Genomic DNA, 25,442 nt, shown 5'->3' with positions numbered 1-25,442 from the left:
CGTTCCACCCCGCTCAGGCGGGAGCGTGGGCGTACTCGGCGTCGATGTCCGCGTCGAGTTCCTCCAGGTTGAGGCCGGCGGTCTCGATGCGGAACTGCCAGGTCACCCAGGCGCCGATCAGCGAGGTCACCACCAGCGCCAGCAGAATGGCCGTGGTGCCGAAGTCCGCGAGGAACACCGGGAACAGAAACGCCGTCAGGACCGCACCGATCTTGGCGAAGGAGGCAGCGAAGCCCGCCCCCTTGCCGCGCACCTCGGTCGGGAACACTTCGCCTGCGATCAAATAGGTCTGCGCGTTCGGTCCCATGTTCGTCATGAAGTTGAAGAGCATGAACCCGATGAAGACCATCAGGACCTCCAGGGTCGGGTCGACATAGGCAGACAGGGCCGCCACCAGCAGGCCGGCGGCGCAGCCGAAGAAGCCGAGGATCTGCAGACGAATGCGGCCGACGCGATCGGCCAGCAGCACCGCGACGATGATGCCGACGATGAGGAGCACGTCGATGGTGGCAGCCCCCCGCGCCGCGAGAATGTCGTTCTGCACGATGTCGGCGACCGTGGTGGCGTGTTCCTTCTTGTGACCGACCGCCGCCGCCAGGATCACCGGGGTGAAGATGCCGATGCCGTAGGTGCCGAGGTCCTGCAGGAACCACGGAACGGAGGCGAGGATCGTCGCCCGGCGGTTCTTCTTGCTGAACAGCACGCCGTAGTGGGTCTCCGGCTTGTGCACCGGAACGCCGGCCTTCGGCACCTTCTTCCGCTTCAGCTTGATCTTGGTCGGATAGGCCGGTGTGCGCTTGAGAAGCCGCGTCGCCTCCCGCTCGGCCTCTTCGACCCGCCCCTTGGCGAACAACCAGTGGACGCTCTCGGTGATGTAGAACCGGCCGATGAGAACGAGGACGGCGGGGATGATCGCCGCGGCGTACATGTAGCGCCAGGCATCGAGCTGGGGATGGTTCACCAGGATCAGATAACCGACGAACGTTCCGAACAGCGCCCCCACCGCCTGGAAGCCGAACGCCGACAGCACGAGGCGGCCGCGCGAGCGGGACGGGATCGATTCCGAAATGACCATGTGCGCCGTCGGGTAGTCGCAGCCGAGCGCGACGCCGAGCCCCAACAGGCAGATCACGAACCAGATGAACGACGGGCTCAGGCACGTCAGCACCAGGAAGATGGTGAACAGCACCATCTCCGCGATGAACATGCGCTTGCGGCCGAAGTGATCGGAGAGGCCGCCGAGCAGCGTGGCGCCGACCAGAATGCCGAGCAGGCTCGCAGCCGCCACCATGCCGTGCTCGAAATCGCCGAGGTTCCAGTCCTTGCTGATCAGCGGCAGGGCGACGCCGGTCATGAAGACGACCATGCCCTCGAAGAACTTGCCGGCCGCCGCCAGACCCCAGATCAGCCACTGCATGCGGGTCATCGGCGTCATGGCGACGATCGTGCCATCCTCCCAGCGGGGAGTCTCGTCGATGTACTGCTGGACCGTCTTGCCGCCCGGCCCCACATCAGAGGTGCTTGCCGGATGCACTCCGGCGATGCCCACGTCGCTCATCTGATCCCCCAAGTCCCAACGACCGCCGAACGGCCGACACGCGCCCGCTGGCATAGAGGCTCGACGAGGCGGGGGAATCAAATGAAGTTGCCATGACAGGCTAGAGCCCCGGCCGTTCTGGCGGAATTCACAGCGCCCGGCGCCCTAGCTTCTTGTTCCAGCATCGGATTTTTCCCGATACCGGTTCCCGCCTTCGGATCGGACGCTCGGGACGATCGAGGTCGAGATATTATTTAGCCGGCTTCCAATAGGCGGCCCGGGCTCGGAGCCCGCGGTCAAATCGCCCGAGGAGACAATCACTCCCACGGCCTGTTGTAGAAATACTCGCCGTATTTCGAAGCGTTCTCGCGGACGGACTTCGGCAGCGACCGATGGGACGCGACCACTTCCGCAGCTCCCAGCGTCATCACCAGGCGATCCCGTTCGCGCTGCCAGTCGGAGGCGGTCATCTGGGTGCCATGGTTCCGTTCATCGAAGATGATCGCGGCATCCTTTGCGGCCAGATAATCGGCGTCGCCGAGCGAGGAGAAGTGCCAGCCGGCATTCCGGTGCAGCACGCGGGTGGTGAGCGCCCGGAACTCGGCAAGGCTGCGGTAGCCCCAATAGAGCGCCTCGTAGGCGCGCGGCGCCTTCGGGTAATTCACCGGCTTCAGCTTGCGCAGGCGCGTCGGGTCGATCATGTGGCGCGCACGCACCGCGCGCGTGCCGATCCAGCCGCGCCCGCCGGTGTCACGGATGTCGAGATAGAAGCGGTGGAGCGGCTGGTTGAGGAAGTGAACCGCGTGCGGGCGGACGTCGGCGGCCATCGCCGCAACGGTGGCTTCCGACGGGATCTCGTCGATGTCCGACAGGAGAACCAGGTCGTCGGGCGCGGCATCCGCGAGCCCGGCCAGGATTTGCCCGCGCTGGTGGCGCTGGCGAGCCCACCGCAGGCCCGCCTCGGCCGGCTCGTCGAGCACCTCGATGTGGCGGATCTTGTCGGCGAAGGCGGCGAAGCGCTTCCGGTTCGCCTTGTAGTGAAGCGCCTTCTCGTTGCCGGCGAAGTCGTAGCGCGACTCCACCAGCACGAAGACGTCGACCACGTCATAAAGCTCCGCCAGCCGGATCTCCAGGAGATCGAGTTCCCGGAAGAACAGGAAGCAATCGTAGACGCGCGGCAAAGCGGCCACCGAGACCCGAGCCCGTCCGCCCTCTCCCATGCCCGTCTCAGCCCGCCTTGGCATTGAGGAGCACGGCCGCTTCGTCCTCGACCTCGAAGGCACGCGCCGGGTCGAACCCGTACAGGTTCCAGGACTGCTGCATGTGGGCCGACAGCGGCGCCGACACGTCGAGCACACCGCCCGCCGGATGCGGGATGACCAGCCGATGGGCATGCAGGTGCAGCTTGTTCTGGATGCCGCCGGGCAGATCCCAGTTCTCGATGTCGAAATATTTCGGGTCGCCGACGATCGGATGGCCGATGTGCGCGGCGTGGGCGCGCAGCTGGTGGGTACGTCCGGTCACCGGCCGCATCACCAGCCAGCAGACGTTCTGTCCGGCCTGCTCGACGACGGCGTAGTGGGTGACCGCGTGGACGGCGTCCGGCTCGCCGTGGCGGGAGATCACCATGCGCTCGGCCTCGCGCGGGCCCTCCTTGGCGAGATAGGTCGAGATCCGGCCCTCCCGCGGCTTCGGGATGCCTTTGACCAGCGCCCAGTAGAGCTTGCGGGTGGTGCGCGAGCGGAACGAGCCGGCCAGGTCGGCAGCCGCCTTGCGAGTCTTCGCCACCAGCAGGACGCCCGAGGTGTCCCGGTCAAGGCGGTGAACGAGGCGCGGCTTCTGGCCCTTGCGGTCGCGCCAGCCCTCCAGCAGGCCGTCGACATGGCGCGTGAGGCCCGGCCCGCCCTGGACCGCGAGGCCGGCCGGCTTGTTGAAGACCAGCACCTCCGCATCCTCATGCAGCAGATACTGCTCGAGCCCGGCGCGGCCTTCCCGCGAGGGACCGCCGGGGACGGTCGGCGTGGTCGGCGCGGCGGTTGCCGCCGGCGGAATGCGCACAGTCTGGCCGGATTCGAGCCGGGTTGACGGCTTCACGCGGCCGCCGTCGACACGAACCTGACCGGTGCGCAGGAGCTTCTGCAACTGCCCGAAGCCGACACCCGGATAATGGGCCTTGAACCAGCGGTCGACGCGCATGCCGTCTTCGTCGCCGTCGACCAGCCTGGTTTCGATTGTTGCCATACCGTTTGCATACTTTCCGCGCCGGGCGCTCAGGGAGCCAGCCAGCGAACGAGCCCGAGGCCGGCGAACAGCGCCGTCAGGCCGAGGACGACCGAGCCGACAATATAGAGCGCGGCCGTCGACCCATGCCCGGCCTCGTAGAGATTGACCGCATCGAGGGAGAACGACGAGAACGTCGTGAACCCGCCGAGCACGCCCACGCCGACGAACAGCCGGATCTCGCGGGCGCCGACGTCCGGCCCATAGCGCGCCAGGATCGCCACCAGCAAGCCCATGGCGAGCGAGCCGACCACGTTGACGGTGAAGGTTCCCCATGGAAACCCGAACCCCATGACGCGCATCGTCACCACGCCGACCATGTGGCGCAGCCCTGCGCCAAGGCCGCCACCGAGCATCACCAGCAGGACTTCGCGCATGGTCTGCCAGGCTCCCTAGATATCCAGCGAATGGTGGTTGGTGCGGATCCGGCGGACCGGCACGGGGAGTGAACCGTGATTGCGCGCACGATACTCAAGCCGCGCCCAAATTCAAACGCCCGCTCCGCGCCTCACCTCATCCGTCGCCGCGCCGACGGCGGCGCAGCGCGTCGAGATGCTCCAGGCGCTTGCCGATGCCGGCCTCCGCGCCGTAGCCGGTCGGCCGGTAGAAGGATTGCCGCCCGAGCTCCTCGGGAAAGTAGTCCTGACCGGAAAAGGCGTCCGGCGCGTCGTGGTCGTACTGGTAGCCGGTGGAATAGCCCTCGCTCTTCATGAGCTTGGTGGGCGCGTTCAGGATGTGCTTGGGGGGCAGCAGCGAGCCGCCCTCCCGCGCCGTCTTCATCGCGGCCTTGTAGGCGCGGTAGACCGCATTCGATTTCGGCGCGGCGGCGAGGTAGACCGTCGCCTGGGCGAGCGCCAGCTCCCCCTCCGGAGAGCCGAGGAAGTCGTAGGCGTCCTTGGCGGCGTTCGCGACGGTGAGGGCGTGCGGATCGGCGAGCCCGATGTCCTCCACCGCCATCCGCACCAGCCGGCGGCCGAGGAACAGCGGATCCTCGCCGGCGTCGAGCATCCGGCAGAGGTAGTAGAGGGCCGCGTCCGGATCGGAGCCGCGCACCGCCTTGTGAAGCGCGGAGATGAGATTGTAGTGGCCGTCGCGCGACTTGTCGTAGATCGGCGCCCGGCGCTGCAGCACCGCCTGCAGGCTTTCCGCCGTCAGCTGCTCGCCCTCGTTGGCCGACCGCCAGACCTCCTCGGCGAGCGACAGCGCGGCGCGCCCGTCCCCGTCGGCCATGCGCACGAGGCTCTCGCGCGCCGCCGGATCGAGCGGCAGCGACCGCTCCTCGGTCCGCTCCGCGGCCTCCAGGAGGGCGGCGATCGCGTCGGCGTCCAGCGCCCGGAAGGTGAGCACCTGGCCGCGCGACAGAAGTGCGGCGTTGAGCTCGAACGACGGGTTCTCCGTGGTGGCGCCAACAAGGGTGACCGTCCCGTCCTCCATCACCGGCAGGAAGGCATCCTGCTGGGCCCGGTTGAAGCGGTGGATCTCGTCGACGAACAGCAGTGTGCCCTTGCCCATCGACCGGCGTCCGCGGGCGGCCTCGAACACCTTCTTCAGGTCGGCGACGCCGGAGAAGATCGCCGAGATCTGTTCGAAATGCAGATCGGTCGCACCGGCGAGCAGGCGCGCGAGGGTGGTCTTGCCGGTCCCCGGCGGGCCCCAGAAGATCATCGACCCGACCCGGCCCGACCGGAGCATGCGGGTCAGCGTGCCGTCGGGACCGACCAGATGCGGCTGGCCGACCACCTCGGCGAGCGTCTTCGGCCGCAGCCGGTCGGCAAGCGGCCGGGGAGCTGACTGGTCGAGACCGGCGGAGCTGAAGAGGTCGGACATGGCTGCTTCCAGATCCGCCGATCAGCCCCGGAACGCCATCTGCAGCACCTGGCCATCGCGCTCGATGCTGATGCGCCAGACCCGCGGTCGCCCGTCCACGACCTCTTCGAGCATGTCCGTGGTCTCGATCGTCTGGCCGTTGATCTCGACGATGATATCGCCCCTGCGCAAGCCGATCCGCTGCGAGGTGGAGCCGTCTTCGACACCCGCCACGACGACGCCCTCGCTGCCGTAGTCGATTGCGATCTCCTCGGCGACGGCCGGGGACAGGTTCATGACGGTCACGCCGGTGAATGGCGACGACCCTCTGATCACCTTGGTTTCCCGCGGCGTCGTCTCGGGCGGCGCTTCCAGCGGAACGCTGATGGTCAATTCCCGACCATTGCGGAGAACGGCAACGTCGACGGTACCGCCGACGCCCTTGGTCACAAAGCGGTAGCCGAAGGCATCCGGGTCGTCGATCGTCTGTCCGGCAATCGACAGGACCAGATCGCCGGCCTGGAACCCCGCCTCCTCCGCCGGGCTGTCGTCCATCACCCGGGTCACCAGTGCGCCGCGCGGCCGGTCGAGCCCCAGACCGTCGGCGATGTCGCTGGTCACCGCCTGCATGGAGGCGCCGAACCACGGCCGCTCGAGCGTTCCGTTGGAGACGGCGGATTCGACGACGAGGCGCGCCATGTTCGCGGGGATGGCGAAGCCGATGCCGAGCGACCCGCCGGAGCGCGAATAGATCGCCGAGTTGATGCCCACGAGCCGGCCGCTCATGTCGATCAGCGCGCCGCCCGAATTGCCGGGATTGATCGCCGCATCGGTCTGGATGAAGAATCGGTAGTCGGAGATGCCGACCTGGGTGCGCGCCAGCGCCGAGACGATGCCCTGGGTCACCGTCTGGCCGACGCCGAACGGATCGCCGATGGCGAGCACCAGATCACCGACTTCCAGGCCGTCGGAATCGGCGAACGGCACGGTCGGAAACGTCTGGCCGTCGGCCTTCAGGCGCAGCACCGCAAGATCGGTGCGCTCGTCCTTGAGAATGAGCTCGGCGTCGAACTCGCGCCGGTCCGACAGCGAGACCCGGATCTCGTCCGCATCGCGAATGACGTGGTTGTTGGTGATCACCACCCCGTCGGTGGACACGATCACGCCGGAGCCGAGCGACTTCTGCATCCGATCCGGCGCGGAATTCCCGCGCGGGTCGCCGAAGAAGTGGCGGAACAGCGGATCGTCGAAGAGCGCCGACGGTGGGGCTGCCCGCACCCGGCGCGAGGCGTAGATGTTGACCACGGCGGGTGCGACGCGCTTCACCACCGGAGCGAAGGAGAGCTGGATGTCGGCCGCGCTCGACGGAACGGCCTTCTCCTGGGCAGCGACCGGCGGGGCCGCGCACGCCAGCGCGGCAAAGGCCAGCGCGGCCGCAGCAAGCCCTGGGAGCCGCATCGGCTGGGGACGGCCCGAACGACGGGCCAGGCTCGAAATCAGGGAAACGCGTGTCTGCAACGGGGTCACCTTTCCGCGTCGGCCGCCAAAACGCCAGGCCGGGCCGGCTGCCGCACCTCGTGCGCGTGACCGGTCGGGGGCGCCTCGGCCTTCATGAACCTACAGGCAGACCGGTTCGAACGGGCATGCCGGGAGCCGATGGTCATCATCACATTCACTGGAGCCCCCCGAAGCCACCGACGATTCGACGGCATCGCCCCGGCTGGAAGCGGGTGGCGCTTCATGGAACGAGATCACGATGATGTCGTCGAAACAATCTGAACGAGACGAGCTCTAGGGCGGAAACCGGGCAGTGACGTGGCAAAGGCACCGGCCCGGCCACAAACACGAGCGCCCCGCATGACAAACATGCGGGGCGCTCGAATTGTCATCCTATATCCGGACCTGGCGGTCGGATACCGGCAATCGATCTACGCGGCTTCTTCAGCAGCGAGACGGGCACGGTCGACGGCGCCGCGCGCCTCCGGATCCCGGTCCACGAACTCGATCACGGCAACCGCCGCGTTGTCGCCGTAGCGGAACCCGGCGCGCATGATGCGCAGGTAGCCGCCGGGACGGGCGGCCATGCGCGGACCGAGCGTCTCGAACAGCTTCGCCACGGCCGCGGTGTCGCGGATCTGGCTGATGGCCTGCCGACGGGCATGAAGGTCGCCCCGCTTGGCAAGCGTCACCAGACGCTCCACCACCGGACGCAGCTCCTTCGCCTTCGGAAGGGTTGTGATGATCTGCTCGTGCTCAATCAACGATGCAGCCATGTTGGCGAACATCGCCTTCCGATGACTGGACGTCCGATTGAGCTTGCGGCCACTTTTGCCATGGCGCATCGGCTAACTCCTCGCGCGGTTATTCAAGGCGATCGGCGACCCCTTCAGGGCCATCAACCCGCTCTCAATAGTGATGATCTTCGTAGCGCTTCGCCAGTTCTTCGATGTTCTCCGGCGGCCAGTTCGTGACTTCCATGCCCAGGTGGAGACCCATCTGCGCAAGGACTTCCTTGATCTCGTTCAGCGACTTGCGTCCGAAGTTCGGGGTCCGGAGCATCTCCGCCTCGGTCTTCTGGATCAGGTCACCGATGTAGACGATGTTGTCGTTCTTCAGGCAGTTTGCCGAGCGCACCGACAGCTCGAGCTCGTCGACCTTCTTCAGCAGCGCCGGATTGAACGCCAGCTCCGGAACGTCTTCGCGGATCTCGGCCTTCTGGGGCTCCTCGAAGTTCACGAAGATGGCCAGCTGGTCCTGCAGGATGCGCGCCGCGTAGGCGACGGAGTCTTCCGGGGACAGCGAGCCGTCCGTCTCGACCGACAGGGTCAGCTTGTCATAGTCCAGAACCTGGCCCTCGCGGGTGTTCTCGACCTTGTAGGAGACCTTCTTCACCGGCGAGTACAGGCTGTCGACCGGAATCAGGCCGATCGGCGCGTCCTCGGGGCGGTTGCGATCCGCCGGGACGTAGCCCTTGCCGGTGTTCACCGTGAACTCCATGCGGATGTCCGTGCCCTCGTCGAGGGTGCACAGCACGTGGTCGGGGTTCAGCACCTCGATGTCGCCCACCGTCTGGATGTCGCCAGCGGTCACGACGCCCGGGCCCTGCTTGCGCACGACCATGCGCTTCGGACCCTCGCCCTGCATCTTGACGGCGATTTCCTTGATGTTCAGCACGATGTCGGTCACGTCCTCGCGGACGCCCGAGATCGAGGAGAACTCGTGCAGAACGCCGTCGATCTGCACCGCGGTCACCGCAGCGCCCTGCAGGGACGACAACAGCACGCGGCGGAGCGCATTGCCCAGCGTCAGGCCGAAACCGCGCTCGAGCGGCTCTGCCACGAGCGTGGCCGTGCGGCCGGGCTCGTAGCCCGCCTTCACCTCAAGCTTGTTCGGCTTGATGAGCTCCTGCCAATTCTTTTGAATGATCACCGTCGCACCTTTTCGCTTGTCCGATGACGATCCCGTTGCAACAGGACCGTCATGCCCACCGAAGCGGGAAACTGGTCGGGTCGGGCGACGATACGCCCGATACCCATGGCGAGGCTCAAACGCGCCGACGCTTGCGCGGGCGGCAGCCATTATGCGGGATCGGCGTCACGTCACGGATCGACGTGATCGTGAACCCGACCGACTGCAGGGCACGCAGCGCGGACTCGCGACCAGAGCCGGGCCCGGTCACCTCGACCTCGAGGGTCCGCATGCCGTGCTCGCTCGCCTTGCGGGCCGCATCCTCGGCAGCCACCTGGGCGGCGTAAGGCGTCGACTTGCGCGACCCCTTGAAACCCATCGTACCGGCCGACGACCAGGAAATCGTGTTGCCCTGAGCGTCGGTGATCGTGATCATCGTGTTGTTGAACGATGCGTTCACGTGCGCCACGCCGGAGGTGATGTTCTTGCGTTCACGCCGGCGTACCCGGGTCGTGTCCTTCGCCATTTCATTCTTCCTTGTTCGATCTCGACACCGCCGTAATGCCGGCGGCTCCACCGTATCGGCGGCACCGGGCCCGAAACCGGCCCGGCACCCGCGCCGACATCAGCTGTTTATTTCTTCTTGCCCGCGATGGCCTTGGCCGGACCCTTGCGCGTGCGCGCATTGGTGTGGGTCCGCTGGCCACGAACCGGCAGACCGCGGCGATGACGCAGGCCGCGGTAGCAACCCAGATCCATCAGCCGCTTGATGTTCATCGCGGTATCGCGCCGCAGGTCGCCCTCGACGAGATAGTCGCGGTCGATGACTTCGCGCATGTGCAGCACTTCGGCGTCGGACAGCTCGTTGACCCGACGCTCGGGCGCGACATTGACCTTCTCCGCGATCTCGCGAGCCTTGGCCGCACCAATGCCGTGAATGTACTGAAGCGCGATGACAACGCGCTTGTTGGTCGGAATATTGACGCCTGCAATGCGGGCCACTCTGGTCTCTCCTTCGTACTCGAGGTCCCGGCTCGAGATGTCTCGCTAAAACCCGACCTTACATATCAAAGCCGGACTTGGGCCCCGCATCGGTGGGCCGAATGCAAAAGACCGCCGCTCAGGTCACCTTCCGGTTCCCGGCGCCGATCCATCACGGATATCCGATTGGACCGGCTTAGTAGCGGATGGGTAACGGTCCCGTCAAGCGGCGTCATCCGCCACTCCACGTTGCCGTCTACCCCGATACGCCCGCGAAGATCCGGTCGACCTCGGCCGAGACCTCTTCGATGGGCGCCATCCCGTTGACCTGCTTCAACAATCCCTTCCGGCTATAGAATTCTGCCAGGGGGGCTGTCTGCGCCCGGTAAACATCAAGTCGTTTCTTCAGCGCGTCGGCGTTGTCGTCGGAACGGACGTTGTCACCGCTCTCCGCTGCCCGCTTCTCGACCCGTTCGAGAAGCGCGGCCTCGTCGACGACCAGCTCGACGACCATGTCCAGCTGCAGCTGCTTGCGCTCCAGCAGATCCTCGAGCGCCTCCGCCTGGGGGACGGTACGCGGAAAACCATCGAGGATGAAGCCATTGCGGCAGTCGGGCTCGTCGAGGCGTTCAGAGACGATCTGGATGACCACGTCGTCCGGAACGAGCTCGCCGCGGTCCATGAGTCCCTTGGCCTTGAGCCCCACCGGCGTTTCCGCCTTCACGGCCGCGCGCAGCATGTCACCGGTCGAAAGCTGAACGATGTGGTGTCGCTCGACCAGCTTCTGGGCCTGGGTTCCCTTACCGGCCCCCGGAGGCCCCAGAAGGATCAGTCTCATCGCCGCCTGCCCCTTAGCTTCGATTTCTTCACGAGCCCTTCGTACTGGTGCGCCAGCAGATGTCCCTGGACCTGCGCGACGGTATCCATCGTCACGCTCACCACGATCAGGAGCGACGTGCCGCCGAAGTAGAAGGGCAACGCCGACGCCGAGATCAGGAATTCGGGCAGAAGACAGACGATCACCAGATAGATCGCCCCGACCGCCGTGATCCGCGTCAGCACATAGTCGATGTAGTCGGCGGTGCGTTCGCCGGGACGGATGCCCGGGACGTAGCCGCCATGTTTCTTCAGGTTGTCGGCCGTGTCGGCCGGATTGAACACGATCGCCGTGTAGAAGAAGGCGAAAAATATGATCAGCGCAGCATAGATCGCCATGAACAGCGGCTGGCCGTGGCCGAGCAGCGTCGTGATCGTGGTGACCCAGCCACCGCCCTGGCCGCTCGAAAAGCTCGTGAGCGTGGCAGGAACCAGCAGCAGCGACGAGGCGAAGATCGGCGGGATGACGCCCGACGTGTTCAGCTTCAAGGGCAGGTGCGAGGACTCGCCCTGGAACACCCGGTTGCCGACCTGTCGCTTGGGATATTGTATGAGGAGGCGCCTCTGGGCGCGCTCCACGTAGACGATGAAGGCGATCACGACTGCGGCCAGGACGAACACGCCCAGGATGACCGCGGTGGGCAGAGCACCTTCGCGGCCAAGCTCCAGCATGCCGGCCAGCGCCGTCGGAATGCCCGCGACGATGCCGGAGAAGATGATCAGCGAGATGCCGTTGCCGACGCCGCGTGCGGTGATCTGCTCGCCGAGCCACATCAGGAACATGGTGCCGCCGACCAGCGTCACCACCGTCGTCGCGCGGAAGAACCAGCCTGGATCTGTCACGATCGATCCGGCGCCCTCCAGCCCGACGGCGATTCCGTAGGCCTGGAACGTCGCCAGCACCACCGTGGCGTAGCGGGTGTACTGGTTGATGACCTTGCGGCCCTGCTCGCCTTCCTTCTTCAGCGCCTCGAGCCGCGGCACGACCGTGGTGAGGAGCTGAATGATGATCGAGGCGGAGATGTACGGCATGATGCCGAGGGCGAAGATCGCCATGCGGCCCACGGCGCCGCCTGCGAACATGTTGAACATGCCGAGCAGGCCGGACTGCGCCTGGTTGAAGGCCTGGGCCAACGCGGCAGGGTCGATGCCGGGAAGCGGGACGTAGGTGCCGGCCCGGTAGACAATCAATGCGCCGAGGGTGAACCAGATCCGCTTCTTCAGTTCCTCCGCCTTCGCGAAGGCGGAGAAATTCAGATTGGACGCGAGTTGTTCGGCAGCCGAGACCATGGAGCGTTCCGGTTCAAGAGAGGGCGCGGACGGAAAGGAGGCGAAGGCCCTCAGGCCGACGCTTTATCCCGCGACTTGATCTCGACCTTCCCGCCGGCTTTTTCAACCGCCTTGATGGCAGCCTGCGACGCTCCGTCCACCACGAGGGTGACGCCAGCCTTCAGTTCACCGTCGGAAAGCAGCCGGACACCGTCGAGCTTGCGACGGCAAACGCCAGCCGCCACGAGGGCGGCGATGTCGATCGGCGCCTTCGGATCGAGCTTGCCGGCGTCGATGGCGATCTGCACGCGGCCGACGCAGACCTCGTTCCACTTCTTCGCGAAGATGTTCACGAAGCCGCGCTTCGGCAGACGCCGATGCAACGGCATCTGACCGCCTTCGAAGCCCTTGATCGCAACACCCGTACGCGACTTCTGACCCTTGACGCCGCGACCCGCGGTCTTGCCGATGCCAGAACCGATGCCCCTGCCCACGCGCTTGCGCGACGTCGTGGCACCGGGCTTGTCGCTGATCTCATTCAGCTTCATGGCAGTCTCCTTGAGCGCGCCTGGGCATGGCACATATGGCCCGCCGACCGCGCACTATCCAGTTCCTATGAGCCCCTATTCGACGACGCGAACGAGGTGGCTCACCTTGGCAATCATGCCGCGCACGGCCGGAGTGTCTTCCAGCGTGCGGCGACGGTGCATCTTGTTGAGGCCGAGTCCAACGAGCGTCGCCCGCTGATCGGCGGGGCGGCGGATCGGGCTGCCCGTCTGCTCGACCGTGACGGTCGCGCCGGCGGGCGTCTTCTTCGCCTTCGGAGCAGCCTTGTTGGCGGCGGCTTTCTTCGGCGCGGCCTTCTTCACCGCAGGCTTCTTGGCCGCGGGCTTCTTGGCGGCAGCGGGCGCAGCCTTCGGCGTTGCCTCGGCGGCTTCCGCCTCGTCGGTGGTCTTCGGTGCCTTTGCCATTCAACTCTCCAACGGACCGTATGCCGCGCTTCTCAGCCCTGCGGCGATCCCTATTCCTGACGGTGCCCTCAGGCGTCCGCTGTCGCGTCCGCATCCACGTCGCGACGGCGGGCCTGCAGCGCGGCGACCTTCATGCCGCGACGGGCGGCAACGGAGCGCGGGCTGTCCTCGGTCTTCAGACCCTCGAACGCGGCGCGCACCATGTTGTAGGGGTTGGACGACCCCAGCGACTTGGCGACGACGTCCTGCACGCCCAGCGTCTCGAACACGGCGCGCATCGGACCGCCGGCGATGATGCCGGTACCGGCCGGCGCGGCCCGCATCACCACGCGACCGGCGCCCCAGCGCCCGTTCACGTCGTGGTGCAGGGTCCGGCCTTCGCGCAGCGGCACCCGGATCATGCTCCGCTTGGCGGCTTCCGTCGCCTTGCGGATCGCTTCCGGCACTTCGCGCGCCTTGCCGTGACCGAATCCGACCCGGCCCTTCTGATCGCCGACGACGACGAGGGCAGCAAAGCCGAACCGCCGACCGCCCTTCACCACCTTCGCCACGCGATTGATGTGAACGAGCTTGTCGACGAACTCGCTGTCGCGATCATCCCGATCCCGCGCCATGTTCTTCATCCTTCCGTCAGTTGGTCCGACTTGCGCGGATAACTAGAAATCCAGCCCGCCTTCGCGGGCGGCGTCGGCCAGGGCCTTGACCCGGCCGTGATAGATGTAGCCCCCGCGGTCGAACACGACCTTGGTCACGCCCGCCTTCTTGGCGCGCTCGGCGATCAGACGCCCGACCTCGGCAGCGGCCGCCGTATCGGCGCCCGTCTTGATGGACCCGCGAAGGTCCTTGTCGAGCGTCGATGCCGCGGCGACGGTGCCGCCGGCGGCGTCGTCGATCACCTGCACGTAGATGTGCTTGGACGACCGAAAAACGCTCAGCCGAGGCCGCCCGTTGGCAACCGCCCGGATAGTACGACGAACCCGCATCGTACGGCGGTTCGTCCGGCTCAGACCCTTGGCCATCGTCGTCGTCCTTACTTCTTCTTGCCTTCTTTGCGGATGATCTGCTCGCCCGCGTACTTCACGCCCTTGCCCTTGTAGGGCTCCGGCGGCCGGTAATCGCGGATCTCCGCGGCAACCTGCCCGACGCGCTGCTTCTCGATACCCGCAATGACGATCTCGGTCGGCTTCGGACACTGGATCTGAATGCCATCCGGGATCGGATAGAGCACTTCGTGCGAAAAGCCGAGTGCCAGCTGGAGGTTCTTGCCCTGGATCGACGCGCGATAGCCGACGCCGGCGATCTCGAGCCGACGCTCGAACCCGTCGGTGACGCCCTGCACCAGGTTCGCCACCATCGAGCGGGACAGACCCCACATCGACCGCGCCCGCTTGCTGCCGTCGACCGGCATCACGCTCACGCCGTCTTCGCCTTCGGACACCGTGACCACGTCCGGAACCGTGAACGACAGCTCGCCCTTCGGACCTTTCACGGTGACGGTCTGGCCGTCAATCTTCGCCGTGACGCCCTTCGGCATCGGGACCGGCTTCTTACCTACACGTGACATCCCACAACTCCTCGAGATCTCGCCCTTCGCCTTCCGCGGTCAACGACCGGTCAGAAGACCTGGCAGAGGATCTCCCCGCCCAGGTTACGCTCACGCGCCACATGATCGCTCATGACGCCCTGCGACGTGGACAGAATGGACACGCCCAGACCATTCGCGACCCGCGGCAGCGTTGCCACGGACGAATAGACCCGACGTCCCGGCTTCGAGATCCGTTCGATCTTCTTGATCGCCGGCTCCCCATCGAAATACTTCAGCTCGATGTCGATCTCCGAACGACCGTTCTCGCGTTCCGTGACGGTGTAGCCACGGATATAGCCCTCGCTCTGAAGGACCTCGAGCACGTTCATCCGCAGGCTCGAACCCGGCGTCTGAAGGCTGTTCTTCTTGCGCATCGCCGCATTGCGAATGCGCGTGATCATGTCCCCCAGGGGATCGGTCATCGCCATCGGGGCGTCTCCTTACCAGCTCGACTTCACGAGGCCCGGGATCTGACCCTGGCCGCCAAGCTCGCGCAGCGCCACGCGCGACATCTTGAGCTTACGATAGTAGGCACGCGGACGGCCGGTGATCTCGCAACGGTTGACGACGCGGCTCGGCGCGGAGTTCCGCGGCATCTCGGCGAGCTTCAGCTGCGCCTCGAACCGCTCTTCCATCGAGAGCGACTGGTCGCGCGCGATCGTCTTCAACCGCTCACGCTTTCCGGCCAGCTGCTTGGCAAGCCGGATGCGCTTCTGGTTGTTCTCGATCTTACCTTTTTTGGCCATCTCGTTCGTCCCTTGCTCCGTCCGTCACGTACGGAACGGGAAATTCAGAGCGCGCAGCAGCTCGCGCGCCTCGTCATCCGTTTGCGCCGTCGTGCAGACGATAATGTCCATGCCCCAGATCTGGTCGACCTTGTCGTACTCGATCTCCGGGAACACGATGTGCTCCTTCAGGCCCATCGCGAAGTTGCCGCGCCCATCGAAGCTCTTCGGGTTGAGGCCCCGAAAATCCCGGATGCGCGGCATCGCGATCGTCACCAGACGGTCGATGAACTCGTACATGTGCCCACGGCGCAGGGTGACCTTGCAGCCGATCGGCATTTCCTCGCGCAGCTTGAAGCCCGCGATGGAGTTCTTCGCCTTGGTGATCACCGGCTTCTGGCCCGCGATCTTCGTCAGATCGTTGACCGCCGACTGGACCTTCTTGGAATCGGCGACAGCTTCGCCGATTCCCATGTTGATCACCACCTTGTCGAGCCGCGGCACCTGCATGGAGTTCGTGTAGTTGAACTTCTCCTGCAGAACGGCGCGAACCTGCTCGCGGTAGATCGTCTTCGTGCGCGGCTCAACCGCCGCTTCGAGAGCCTCAGCCATCGATCTTGTCTCCAGAGCGCTTGGCGAAGCGAACCTTCGTGCCATCCTTCTCGATCCGGAAGCCCACTCGCGTCGCCTTGCCGTCGGTCGGATCGGCGTGCGAGATGTTGGACAGGTGGATCGACGCTTCCTTGGCGATGATCCCGCCTTCCTGCGCCGGCGTCTGTTTCTGGTGCTTCTGCACCACATTGACGCCGCGCACGACAGCGCGATTGTCCTTGGGCAGAACGCGGACGACCTCACCGGTCTTGCCCTTGTCCCGTCCGGCGATCACCACGACGGAGTCGCCCTTCTTGATGCGCGCGGCCATTACAGCACCTCCGGCGCGAGCGAAATGATCTTCATGTGATTGCGTGCCCGAAGCTCGCGCGGGACCGGCCCGAAAATACGCGTGCCCACCGGCTCCTTGTTGTTGTTGATCAGGACGGCCGCATTGCGGTCGAACCGGATCACGCTTCCGTCAGCGCGGCGGATGTCCTTCGCCGTGCGCACGACGACCGCCTTCATGACGTCGCCCTTCTTCACGCGACCGCGCGGGCTCGCCTCCTTCACGGAGACGACGATGATGTCGCCGACCGAAGCGTACTTCCGCTTCGAGCCGCCGAGCACCTTGATGCACATGACACGGCGCGCACCGGAATTGTCGGCCACGTCCAGGTTGGTCTGCATCTGAATCATGCTTCGCCGCCTATTTTCTCTCTATTCGCCGCGCCCAATTGGCCAACTTCGTCCGCCTGACCCGAGGTCAGTCCGTGACGACTTCGCCCGCAGGCGTCAAAGCGCCAATCACAGCCCACCGCTTGTTCTTCGACAGCGGCCGCGTCTCTTCGATCACGACCAGGTCGCCCGTCTTGAAGGCGTTCAACTCGTCGTGCGCGTGGTAGCGCTTCGTGCGACGGACCGTCTTCTTCAGGAGCGGATGGGTGAACCGACGCTCAACCCGCACCACGACGGTCTTGTCGTTCTTGTCGCTAACGACGACGCCCCGCATAACTCGTTTCGGCATCTTCTTGTCTTTCCCGTCAGCTCGCCGGCGCCTTGCGGCGCTCGCCAAGGACCGTCTTGATCCGGGCGATGTCACGGCGCACCTGCCGAACCCGCGCGGTGTTCTCAAGCTGGCCAGTCGCCCGCTGGAAGCGCAGATTGAACTGCTCCTTCTTCAGCTTGGCCAGTTGGTCCAGCAACTCGTCGGCGGTCTTCGCCTTAACGTCCGAGGCCTTCATGCCCAATTCTCCTCGCGCCTTGCGCCGCTATTCGGCGATGCGCTGCACGAAACGCGTCTTGATCGGCAGCTTTGCCGCACCGAGCCGCAGCGCTTCGCGCGCGATGTCTTCGGCCACGCCGTCGATCTCGAACATGATCCGGCCCGGATGAACCCGCGCCGCCCAGTATTCCGGCGAACCCTTACCCTTACCCATGCGCACTTCGGTCGGCTTCTGCGACACCGGCACGTCCGGGAAGATCCGGATCCACACCCGGCCCTGGCGCTTCATGTGGCGGGTGATCGCGCGGCGAGCCGCCTCGATCTGCCGCGCCGTCACGCGCTCGGGTTCCTGAGCCTTCAGCCCGAAGGCACCGAAGTTCAGAGACGTTCCGCCCTTAGCCGTGCCGTGAATGCGGCCCTTGTGCTGCTTGCGGAATTTGGTTCGTTTCGGTTGCAGCATCTGTCTGCTCTCGTGCTCTCAAAAACCGCCGGCGGATCAGCCGTCGTTGCGACGACGACCGCCGCCACCACCGCCACTCTCGGCGGCTTCGGTCAGCCGGCGTTCGGACGCCATCGGATCGTGCTCCAGGATCTCGCCCTTGAAGATCCAGACCTTCACGCCGCAGGTGCCGTAAGCCGTCTTGGCCGTGGCCGTTCCATAGTCGATGTCCGCGCGCAGCGTGTGCAGCGGAACCCGACCTTCGCGATACCATTCCGTCCGGGCGATTTCCGCCCCGCCGAGACGGCCACCGCAGTTGATCCGGATGCCTTCCGCGCCAAGCCGCATCGCCGACTGGACCGCCCGCTTCATCGCCCGGCGGAACGCGACGCGCCGCTCGAGCTGCTGGGCGATCGACATGGCGACGAGGGTCGCGTCGATCTCGGGCTTGCGCACTTCAACGATGTTGATGTGCACTTCCGAGGCGGTCATCTCGCCGATCTTCTTGCGCAGACGATCGATGTCGGCGCCCTTCTTGCCGATCACCACCCCCGGACGGGCCGAGTGGAGGGTGACACGGCACTTCTTGTGGGGCCGCTCGATGACGATCTTCGACACCGCAGCCTGCTTCAGTTCCTTCAGCAGGAAGTTGCGGATCTTCAGATCCTCGTGCAGCAGCATTCCGTAGTCGGCGCGATCGGCGAACCAGCGCGAATCCCAGGTCCGGTTGATGCCGAGACGCAGGCCGATCGGATTGACTTTATTACCCATCAGGCAGCCTCCTCGACTTCACGCACGACGATGGTCAGGTGCGAAAAGGTCTTCTCGACCCGACCCGCGCGACCACGTCCGCGAGCATGAAACCGCTTCATCACCAGCGCCTTGCCGACATAGGCTTCCGACACGATCAGCGCATCGACGTCGAGGTCGTGGTTGTTCTCGGCGTTCGCGATCGCGGACTCCAGCGCCTTGCGCACGTCCTTGGCGATCCGCTTGCGCGAAAATTCCAGATCGGCGAGCGCGGTCGCGGCCTTCTTGCCACGGATCAGCTGCGCGACGAGGTTCAGCTTCTGAGGGCTGACCTTGAGCCGTCGCACGACTGCACGCGCCTCGGTTTCGCCGAGCACCCGTTCCCGGGAGGGCTTGCCCATCGTTATTTCCTCTTCGCCTTCTTGTCGGCCCCGTGGCCATAGTAGGTCCGGCTCGGCGAGAACTCGCCGAACTTGTGACCCACCATGTCCTCGCTCACCAGGACCGGAATGTGCTTCTGCCCGTTGTAGACCCCGAATGTCAGGCCCACGAACTGAGGCAAAATGGTCGACCGACGCGACCAGATCTTGATCACTTCGTTACGGCCCGAAGAACGCGACTTGTCCGCCTTCTTCAGAAGGTAGCCGTCAACGAAGGGGCCTTTCCATACAGAGCGCGCCACGATCTCGTCCTCTTACTTCTTACGGGCGTGACGGCTCCGGACGATATACTTGTCCGTCGCCTTGTTGTGCCGCGTACGCTTGCCCTTGGTCGGCTTGCCCCACGGGGTGACCGGATGACGGCCGCCCGACGTGCGACCTTCACCACCACCGTGCGGATGGTCGACCGGGTTCATGGCCACGCCACGCGTCTGCGGGCGGCGGCCAAGCCAGCGTGAGCGGCCCGCCTTAGACAGGTTGATATTCGAATGGTCCGGGTTCGACACCGCACCGACGGTCGCCATCACCGTGCCCAGCACCCGGCGCTGTTCGCCGGAGGAGAGCCGGATGACCGTGTAACCCTGGTCGCGACCGACGATCTGGGCGTAGTTGCCAGCCGAACGGGCCAGCTGTCCACCCTTCTTCGGCTTCAGCTCGACGTTGTGCACGATCGTCCCGACCGGGATCGACTGGATCGGCATCGCGTTGCCCGGCTTCACGTCGACCTGCTGGCCGGCGATCACCGTGTCGCCTTCGCCCAGGCGCTGCGGCGCCAGGATGTAGGCGAGCTCGCCATCCTCGTACTTGATCAGAGCCAGGAAGGCCGACCGGTTGGGGTCGTACTCGAGGCGCTGAACCGTCGCCGGAATGTCGAACTTCTGCCGCTTGAAGTCGACCACGCGGTAGGTCCGCTTGTGGCCGCCACCGCGGTGACGCGACGTCTTGCGGCCCGCATTGTTGCGGCCGCCCGACTTCGTCAGGCCCTCGGTCAGGGTCTTGACCGGCTTGCCCTTCCACAGGGCCGACCGCTCGACGATGACGAGCTGGCGCTGGCCCGGGGAGGTGGGACGGTAGGTCTTCAATGCCATAACGTTTGCCCTTCCCGTCTCAGAGGCCGGTCGACACGTCGATCGACTGGCCTTCGGCCAGCGTCACGATCGCGCGCTTCACGTCGGACTGATGTCCGATGATGCCCTTGAAGCGCTTGGTCTTGCCCTTGCGAATCTGGGTATTGACCCCGGTCACCTTGACCTTGAACAGGGCTTCGACCGCCGCCTTGATCTGCGGCTTCGTCGCCGTGCGCGCCACCCGGAAGACGACCTGGTTGTGCTCGGAGAGCATGGTCGACTTCTCGGTGATGATCGGGCTGCGGATCACGTCGAAATGCTTAAGGTCCGTCATTTGAAACGCTCCTCGAGGCTCTCGACGGCCGCCTTCGTCAGGACCAGCGTGTCCCGGCGCAGGATGTCGTAGACGTTGATGCCGGCGACCGCGATCAGATCGAGGTGCGGAATGTTCTTAGCCGCCTTCGTGAACGCCTCGTTCCGCTCCGGGCCATCGACCACCAGCGCATTGACTAGGCCGATGCCGGCCAGCTTCTCACGCAGGATCTTGGTCTTGGCTTCGTCTGCCGTCGCCGACGAGATCACCACGATCTTGCCGTCACGCGCCTTTGCCGACAGCGCATGCTTCAGGCCGAGCACCCGGACCTTCTTGGGAAGGTCGTGGGCATGGCTGCGCGGGACCGGCCCGAAGGCCTTGCCGCCGCCGCGGAACTGAGGCGCACCCTTGTCGGAGTGGCGGGCACGACCGGTGCCCTTCTGCTTGTACATCTTCTTGCCCGAGGTGGTGATCTCGGAGCGGTTCTTCGCCTTGTGCGTGCCGGACTGCCGCTTGGCGAGCTGCCAGCGAACGACCCGCTGCACCAGATCCTGGCGCGGCTCCAGGCCGAAGATCGCGTCGGAAACGGAGATCGTTCCGTCCGTCCCGCCCTCGAGCGTCTTGACGTCGAAATCCATCACCCGTTCTCCTTGCCCGCGGTGTCTTCGGCACCGGTCTCGGCCGGAGCGGCGTCGATCACCTCAGCCGGCGGAACCGCCGCTTCGGTCTCAGCGCCATCGAGGTCGGACGGCAGGCGGAATGCGCCCGGGGTCGGAACCTCGTCCGGCAGTTTCTTCTTGACGGCGTCGCGGATCAGGATCCAGCCACCCTTGGCGCCGGGCACCGCGCCCTGCACCATGATGAGGCCGCGTTCGACATCCGTGCGGACGACCTTCAGGTTCTGGGTGGTCACGCGGACATCGCCCATGTGACCGGCCATCTTCTTGTTCTTGAAGACGCGACCCGGATCCTGATTCTGACCGGTGGAGCCGTGCGAGCGGTGCGACAGCGAGACACCATGGGTGGCCCGGAGACCACCGAAGTTGTGCCGCTTCATCGCGCCGGCGAAGCCCTTACCGATCGACGTCCCGCTGACGTCGACGAACTGTCCGGCCACGAAGTGGTCGGCAGTCAACTCGGCACCCACGGCAATGACGTTGTCCGGGGAGACCCGGCACTCCACCACTGTCCGCTTCGGTTCCACTTTGGCCACCGCAAAGTGCCCCCGCATCGCCCGGGTCGTGTTCTTCGCCTTGGCGAAGCCCGCACCGAGCTGGAGAGCGGTGTAGCCGTCTTTTTCTTCGGTCCGGTGTGCCACAACCTGGCACGACTCCACCCGCAACACGGTGACGGGCAAGTGTTCACCTGCCTCCGTGTAGATCCGGGTCATCCCGACCTTCTGAGCAATTACTGCAGAGCGCATAGCCGCGCCTCTCGTCCCTCTGGCTCGTCGTCGCTTAGAGCTTGATCTCGACATCCACACCGGCAGCCAGGTCGAGCTTCATCAAAGCGTCGACCGTCTGCGGGGTGGGATCGATGATGTCCAAAAGCCGCTTGTGTGTGCGGATTTCGAACTGCTCCCGGCTCTTCTTGTCGATGTGCGGCGAGCGGTTGACCGTATATTTCTCGATCCGGGTGGGAAGCGGCACCGGGCCGCGCACCTGGGCGCCCGTCCGCTTCGCGGTGTGCACGATCTCCTTGGTGGAAGAATCGAGCACCCGGTGATCGAACGCTTTCAAACGGATGCGAATGTTCTGGCCGTTCATAATCTTTCGCGCCTGTTAGCCCGGCATCGGGAAATGAAGCGGGCGCGCCACCAACATGCGGCGCGCCCGCAAGGAAATTGCTTGGTCTACTCGAGGATGGCGGCGACGACGCCGGCGCCCACGGTGCGGCCGCCTTCGCGGATGGCGAAGCGCAGCTTCTCTTCCATCGCGATCGGCACGATCAGCTCGACGTTGATCTCCACGTTGTCGCCCGGCATCACCATCTCGGTGCCCTCCGGCAGCGTCACAACGCCGGTCACGTCCGTCGTGCGGAAGTAGAACTGCGGCCGGTAGTTGGTGAAGAACGGCGTGTGACGGCCGCCTTCTTCCTTCGTCAGGATGTACGCCTCGGCCTTGAACTTCTTGTGCGGCGTCACCGAGCCCGGCTTGCACAGCACCTGGCCGCGCTCGACGTTCTCGCGGTCGATGCCGCGCAGAAGCGCGCCGATGTTGTCGCCAGCCTGGCCCTGGTCCAGCAGCTTGCGGAACATCTCGACGCCGGTCACCGTGGTCTTCTTGGTGTCGGTGATGCCGACGATCTCGACTTCCTCGCCCACCTTCACGATGCCGCGCTCGACGCGGCCGGTCACCACGGTGCCGCGGCCGGAGATCGAGAACACGTCCTCGATCGGCATCAGGAAGGCGCCGTCGATCGGACGCTCGGGCGTCGGGATGTAGGCGTCCACTTCCTTCATCAGCTCAAGGATCGCGTCGTGGCCGAGCTTGGCGTCGCCATTCTCGAGCGCCACCAGCGCGGATCCCTTCACGATCGGAATGTCGTCGCCCGGGAAGTCGTAGGACGACAGCAGCTCACGAACCTCGAGCTCGACGAGCTCCAGCAGCTCCTCGTCGTCGACCATGTCGCACTTGTTCAGGAACACCACGATCGCCGGAACGCCGACCTGACGGGCGAGCAGGATGTGCTCGCGGGTCTGCGGCATCGGGCCGTCGGCGGCCGAACACACCAGGATCGCGCCGTCCATCTGCGCCGCACCCGTGATCATGTTCTTCACGTAGTCGGCATGGCCCGGGCAGTCGACGTGCGCGTAGTGACGGTTCTCCGTCTCGTACTCGACGTGCGCCGTCGAGATCGTGATGCCGCGCGCCTTCTCTTCCGGTGCCGCGTCGATCTGATCGTACGCCTTGTACGTCGCCCCGCCCGTCTCGGCCAGAACCTTGGTGATCGCCGCCGTCAGAGACGTCTTGCCGTGGTCAACGTGACCGATCGTTCCAATGTTCACGTGCGGCTTCGTGCGAGCAAACTTTTCCTTCGCCATCGGCGTACTCCGTTCGGTCTAAATCTGTTGCAACCGGATCTTCAAGAAAGGCGCTTCGATCAGGCGAACTTCGCCTGAACCTCGTCGGCGACGTTCTGAGGAACCTGTTCATAGTGGTCGAACTGCATCGTGTACTGGGCCCGGCCCTGGGTCATCGACCGCAGGTTCGAGACGTACCCGAACATATTCGCAAGCGGCACGAAGGCGTTGACGACGGCAGCGATGCCGCGCGACTCGGTGCCCTGGATCTGCCCGCGCCGGGAATTCAGATCGCCCATCACCGTGCCGGCGAACTCTTCCGGGGTGACGACTTCGACCTTCATGATCGGCTCGAGCAGCTTCGGTCCGGCCTTCTGGATGGCTTCGCGGAACGCGGCCCGCGAAGCGATTTCGAACGCCAGCACGCTGGAGTCCACGTCATGGTAGGCGCCGTCGATCAGCTCGGCCTTGATGTCGACCATCGGGAAGCCGGCGATCGGGCCCGAGGTCATCACGCTGGCGATGCCCTTCTGGACGCCGGGGACGTATTCCTTCGGCACCGATCCGCCGACGACCTTCGATTCGAACGAGAAGCCCGAACCCGGCTCGCTCGGCTCGATGACGATCTTCACGCGGGCGAACTGGCCGGTACCGCCGGTCTGCTTCTTATGCGTGTAGTCGATCTCGGTCAGCTTCGTGATCGTCTCGCGGTAGGCCACCTGCGGCGCACCGATGTTCGCCTCGACCTTGAACTCGCGCTTCATGCGGTCGACGAGGATGTCGAGATGAAGCTCGCCCATGCCGGCGATGATCGTCTGGCCGGATTCCTCGTCGGTCTTGACGCGGAAGGACGGGTCCTCGGCGGCCAGGCGGTTGAGCGCGAGGCCCATCTTCTCCTGGTCCGACTTGGTCTTCGGCTCGATGGCGATCTCGATGACCGGCTCGGGGAACTCCATGCGCTCCAGGATCACCGGCGCGCTCGGATCCGACAGGGTGTCGCCGGTGGTGGTCTCCTTGAGACCGGCCAGCGCCACGATGTCGCCCGCGAAGGCTTCCTTGATCTCGTCGCGATGGTTCGAATGCATCTGCAGCATCCGGCCGACGCGCTCGCGCTTTTCCTTCACCGTGTTCAGGACGTTCGCGCCCTGCTCGAGCTTGCCCGAGTAGATCCGGCAGAAGGTGAGCGTGCCCACGAACGGGTCGTTCATCACCTTGAAGGCGAGCATCGCCAGCGGCGCCTCGTCGGAGGACCGGCGCTTCACGTCTTCGCCCGTCTTCACGTCGATGCCCTTGATCGATTCCACGTCGATCGGGCTCGGCAGATAATCCACGACGGCGTCGAGGAGCGGCTGCACGCCCTTGTTCTTGAAGGCCGAACCGCAGAAGATCGGAACGTAGGCGTTGGCGATCGTGCCCTTGCGGATGACCTTCTTGAGGGTCTCCACGTCCGGCTCTTCACCGTTCAGGTACGCCTCCATCGCGTCGTCGTCGGCTTCGACGGCAACCTCGATGAGCTTCTCGCGATATTCCTTCGCCTGATCGAGGAGATCGGCCGGGATGTCCTGGCGGTTGAACTTCGCGCCGAGGCTCTCGTCTTCCCAGACGATCGCCTGCATCTCGAGCAAGTCGATGACGCCGGCGAAATCGTTCTCGGCGCCGATCGGCAGCTGCATGACGAGCGGAATCGCACCGAGGCGGTCCTCGATCATCTTGATGCACCGGAAGAAGTCGGCGCCGATCTTGTCCATCTTGTTGACGAACATCATCCGCGGCACGGCGTACTTGTCGGCCTGGCGCCACACGGTCTCGGTCTGCGGCTCGACACCCGCATTGGCGTCGAGAAGCGCGATCGCACCGTCGAGGACGCGCAGCGAGCGCTCGACCTCGATGGTGAAGTCGACGTGGCCGGGCGTGTCGATGATGTTCAGGCGCTTGTCCTGCCAGTAAGCGGTCGTCGCGGCGGACGTGATCGTGATGCCGCGCTCCTGCTCCTGCTCCATCCAGTCCATCGTCGCGGCGCCGTCATGGACTTCGCCAATCTTGTGGCTGCGACCCGTGTAGAACAGAATCCGCTCGGTCGTCGTCGTCTTCCCGGCATCGATGTGGGCCATGATGCCGAAATTACGGTAGTCTTCCATCTTGTGGGTGCGAGACATG

General features: G+C 65.3%; 35 protein-coding genes. All 35 read right to left on the bottom strand.

Annotated elements, in window-relative coordinates; translation table 11 throughout:
- Positions 1-13: 13 nt before the first annotated feature.
- Complete coding sequence (locus tag ACSSVZ_RS11365) at positions 14-1,558, bottom strand: MFS transporter (RefSeq protein WP_453970063.1); 1,545 nt, start codon at positions 1,556-1,558, stop codon at positions 14-16.
- Between the two features lie 296 nt (positions 1,559-1,854).
- A complete protein-coding gene (locus ACSSVZ_RS11360) occupies positions 1,855-2,757 on the bottom strand; it encodes a hypothetical protein (RefSeq protein ID WP_453970062.1) in 903 nt (300 codons plus the stop codon).
- A gap of 7 nt (positions 2,758-2,764) precedes the next feature.
- On the bottom strand, positions 2,765-3,778 hold the full coding sequence (locus ACSSVZ_RS11355) for an RluA family pseudouridine synthase (RefSeq protein WP_453970060.1): 1,014 nt from the start codon (positions 3,776-3,778) through the stop codon (positions 2,765-2,767).
- 29 nt (positions 3,779-3,807) lie between these two features.
- Positions 3,808-4,194: a fluoride efflux transporter CrcB gene (gene crcB / locus ACSSVZ_RS11350; RefSeq protein ID WP_453970059.1), complete on the bottom strand. Its 387-nt coding sequence runs from the start codon at positions 4,192-4,194 to the stop codon at positions 3,808-3,810.
- A gap of 136 nt (positions 4,195-4,330) precedes the next feature.
- A complete protein-coding gene (locus tag ACSSVZ_RS11345) occupies positions 4,331-5,644 on the bottom strand; it encodes a replication-associated recombination protein A (RefSeq protein ID WP_453970057.1) in 1,314 nt (437 codons plus the stop codon).
- A 21-nt stretch (positions 5,645-5,665) separates the two neighbouring features.
- The gene (locus ACSSVZ_RS11340; RefSeq protein ID WP_453970056.1) at positions 5,666-7,081 is read right to left on the bottom strand and encodes a DegQ family serine endoprotease; all 1,416 of its coding nucleotides are present in this window, start codon (positions 7,079-7,081) and stop codon (positions 5,666-5,668) included.
- A 470-nt stretch (positions 7,082-7,551) separates the two neighbouring features.
- The gene (rplQ, locus tag ACSSVZ_RS11335; protein WP_453970054.1) at positions 7,552-7,965 is read right to left on the bottom strand and encodes a 50S ribosomal protein L17; all 414 of its coding nucleotides are present in this window, start codon (positions 7,963-7,965) and stop codon (positions 7,552-7,554) included.
- 64 nt (positions 7,966-8,029) lie between these two features.
- Positions 8,030-9,052 (bottom strand): DNA-directed RNA polymerase subunit alpha, encoded by a 1,023-nt coding sequence (locus ACSSVZ_RS11330; RefSeq protein WP_453970052.1) that lies wholly within the window; start codon positions 9,050-9,052, stop codon positions 8,030-8,032.
- 115 nt (positions 9,053-9,167) lie between these two features.
- The gene (gene rpsK, locus ACSSVZ_RS11325) at positions 9,168-9,557 is read right to left on the bottom strand and encodes a 30S ribosomal protein S11 (protein WP_453961162.1); all 390 of its coding nucleotides are present in this window, start codon (positions 9,555-9,557) and stop codon (positions 9,168-9,170) included.
- A gap of 107 nt (positions 9,558-9,664) precedes the next feature.
- Positions 9,665-10,033 (bottom strand): 30S ribosomal protein S13, encoded by a 369-nt coding sequence (gene rpsM / locus ACSSVZ_RS11320; RefSeq protein WP_453961161.1) that lies wholly within the window; start codon positions 10,031-10,033, stop codon positions 9,665-9,667.
- Positions 10,034-10,268: 235 nt separating this feature from the next.
- Complete coding sequence (locus ACSSVZ_RS11315) at positions 10,269-10,850, bottom strand: adenylate kinase (RefSeq protein WP_453970050.1); 582 nt, start codon at positions 10,848-10,850, stop codon at positions 10,269-10,271.
- Entirely contained in the window at positions 10,847-12,178 is a 1,332-nt protein-coding gene (gene secY, locus ACSSVZ_RS11310; protein ID WP_453970048.1) for a preprotein translocase subunit SecY, read from the bottom strand. Before secY ends, ACSSVZ_RS11315 begins: the two co-directional genes overlap by 4 nt.
- A gap of 50 nt (positions 12,179-12,228) precedes the next feature.
- The gene (gene rplO / locus ACSSVZ_RS11305) at positions 12,229-12,705 is read right to left on the bottom strand and encodes a 50S ribosomal protein L15 (RefSeq protein WP_453970046.1); all 477 of its coding nucleotides are present in this window, start codon (positions 12,703-12,705) and stop codon (positions 12,229-12,231) included.
- Between the two features lie 75 nt (positions 12,706-12,780).
- On the bottom strand, positions 12,781-13,026 hold the full coding sequence (rpmD, locus tag ACSSVZ_RS11300; protein ID WP_453970428.1) for a 50S ribosomal protein L30: 246 nt from the start codon (positions 13,024-13,026) through the stop codon (positions 12,781-12,783).
- Positions 13,027-13,196: 170 nt separating this feature from the next.
- Complete coding sequence (rpsE, locus tag ACSSVZ_RS11295; RefSeq protein WP_453961155.1) at positions 13,197-13,751, bottom strand: 30S ribosomal protein S5; 555 nt, start codon at positions 13,749-13,751, stop codon at positions 13,197-13,199.
- A 33-nt stretch (positions 13,752-13,784) separates the two neighbouring features.
- A complete protein-coding gene (gene rplR / locus ACSSVZ_RS11290; protein WP_453970044.1) occupies positions 13,785-14,147 on the bottom strand; it encodes a 50S ribosomal protein L18 in 363 nt (120 codons plus the stop codon).
- An 11-nt stretch (positions 14,148-14,158) separates the two neighbouring features.
- A complete protein-coding gene (rplF, locus tag ACSSVZ_RS11285) occupies positions 14,159-14,692 on the bottom strand; it encodes a 50S ribosomal protein L6 (RefSeq protein WP_453970042.1) in 534 nt (177 codons plus the stop codon).
- A 50-nt stretch (positions 14,693-14,742) separates the two neighbouring features.
- The gene (rpsH, locus tag ACSSVZ_RS11280; protein WP_453961151.1) at positions 14,743-15,141 is read right to left on the bottom strand and encodes a 30S ribosomal protein S8; all 399 of its coding nucleotides are present in this window, start codon (positions 15,139-15,141) and stop codon (positions 14,743-14,745) included.
- Positions 15,142-15,153: 12 nt separating this feature from the next.
- On the bottom strand, positions 15,154-15,459 hold the full coding sequence (gene rpsN / locus ACSSVZ_RS11275) for a 30S ribosomal protein S14 (RefSeq protein WP_453961149.1): 306 nt from the start codon (positions 15,457-15,459) through the stop codon (positions 15,154-15,156).
- A gap of 24 nt (positions 15,460-15,483) precedes the next feature.
- A complete protein-coding gene (rplE, locus tag ACSSVZ_RS11270; RefSeq protein ID WP_453970040.1) occupies positions 15,484-16,050 on the bottom strand; it encodes a 50S ribosomal protein L5 in 567 nt (188 codons plus the stop codon).
- The gene (rplX, locus tag ACSSVZ_RS11265) at positions 16,043-16,360 is read right to left on the bottom strand and encodes a 50S ribosomal protein L24 (RefSeq protein WP_453970039.1); all 318 of its coding nucleotides are present in this window, start codon (positions 16,358-16,360) and stop codon (positions 16,043-16,045) included. The genes rplE and rplX overlap by 8 nt, the downstream gene beginning before the upstream one ends.
- Positions 16,360-16,728 carry a 50S ribosomal protein L14 gene (gene rplN, locus ACSSVZ_RS11260; protein WP_453970037.1) on the bottom strand — a complete coding sequence of 123 codons (369 nt, stop codon included), beginning with the start codon at positions 16,726-16,728 and terminating at the stop codon, positions 16,360-16,362. The genes rplX and rplN overlap by 1 nt, the downstream gene beginning before the upstream one ends.
- Positions 16,729-16,795: 67 nt before the next feature.
- Complete coding sequence (rpsQ, locus tag ACSSVZ_RS11255) at positions 16,796-17,056, bottom strand: 30S ribosomal protein S17 (RefSeq protein WP_453970036.1); 261 nt, start codon at positions 17,054-17,056, stop codon at positions 16,796-16,798.
- A 16-nt stretch (positions 17,057-17,072) separates the two neighbouring features.
- Positions 17,073-17,273, bottom strand: a complete 201-nt coding sequence (rpmC, locus tag ACSSVZ_RS11250; RefSeq protein ID WP_453970034.1) for a 50S ribosomal protein L29 — start codon at positions 17,271-17,273, stop codon at positions 17,073-17,075.
- Positions 17,274-17,300: 27 nt separating this feature from the next.
- Entirely contained in the window at positions 17,301-17,714 is a 414-nt protein-coding gene (rplP, locus tag ACSSVZ_RS11245) for a 50S ribosomal protein L16 (protein WP_453961138.1), read from the bottom strand.
- Positions 17,715-17,750: 36 nt separating this feature from the next.
- Positions 17,751-18,464, bottom strand: a complete 714-nt coding sequence (gene rpsC / locus ACSSVZ_RS11240) for a 30S ribosomal protein S3 (protein ID WP_453970032.1) — start codon at positions 18,462-18,464, stop codon at positions 17,751-17,753.
- Complete coding sequence (rplV, locus tag ACSSVZ_RS11235; protein WP_453961134.1) at positions 18,464-18,844, bottom strand: 50S ribosomal protein L22; 381 nt, start codon at positions 18,842-18,844, stop codon at positions 18,464-18,466. Before rplV ends, rpsC begins: the two co-directional genes overlap by 1 nt.
- Positions 18,845-18,846: 2 nt before the next feature.
- Positions 18,847-19,125 (bottom strand): 30S ribosomal protein S19, encoded by a 279-nt coding sequence (gene rpsS / locus ACSSVZ_RS11230; protein WP_453970030.1) that lies wholly within the window; start codon positions 19,123-19,125, stop codon positions 18,847-18,849.
- A gap of 12 nt (positions 19,126-19,137) precedes the next feature.
- Positions 19,138-19,971 (bottom strand): 50S ribosomal protein L2, encoded by an 834-nt coding sequence (gene rplB, locus ACSSVZ_RS11225; RefSeq protein ID WP_453970029.1) that lies wholly within the window; start codon positions 19,969-19,971, stop codon positions 19,138-19,140.
- A 19-nt stretch (positions 19,972-19,990) separates the two neighbouring features.
- A complete protein-coding gene (locus tag ACSSVZ_RS11220) occupies positions 19,991-20,284 on the bottom strand; it encodes a 50S ribosomal protein L23 (protein ID WP_453961129.1) in 294 nt (97 codons plus the stop codon).
- Entirely contained in the window at positions 20,281-20,901 is a 621-nt protein-coding gene (rplD, locus tag ACSSVZ_RS11215; protein ID WP_453970028.1) for a 50S ribosomal protein L4, read from the bottom strand. Before rplD ends, ACSSVZ_RS11220 begins: the two co-directional genes overlap by 4 nt.
- Entirely contained in the window at positions 20,901-21,686 is a 786-nt protein-coding gene (gene rplC, locus ACSSVZ_RS11210; RefSeq protein ID WP_453970027.1) for a 50S ribosomal protein L3, read from the bottom strand. The genes rplD and rplC overlap by 1 nt, the downstream gene beginning before the upstream one ends.
- Positions 21,687-21,720: 34 nt before the next feature.
- Positions 21,721-22,029, bottom strand: a complete 309-nt coding sequence (gene rpsJ, locus ACSSVZ_RS11205) for a 30S ribosomal protein S10 (RefSeq protein ID WP_367198076.1) — start codon at positions 22,027-22,029, stop codon at positions 21,721-21,723.
- A gap of 86 nt (positions 22,030-22,115) precedes the next feature.
- Positions 22,116-23,306, bottom strand: a complete 1,191-nt coding sequence (tuf, locus tag ACSSVZ_RS11200) for an elongation factor Tu (RefSeq protein WP_453970006.1) — start codon at positions 23,304-23,306, stop codon at positions 22,116-22,118.
- 59 nt (positions 23,307-23,365) lie between these two features.
- Positions 23,366-25,441, bottom strand: coding sequence for an elongation factor G (gene fusA / locus ACSSVZ_RS11195; RefSeq protein WP_453970026.1), 2,076 nt, complete (start codon positions 25,439-25,441; stop codon positions 23,366-23,368).
- Position 25,442 lies beyond the last annotated feature (1 nt).

The sequence above is a fragment of the Amorphus sp. MBR-141 genome (genome assembly GCF_053628695.1).
Note: the sequence above shows the minus strand (reverse complement) of the source record. Positions and strands in the feature narration are given on the sequence as shown.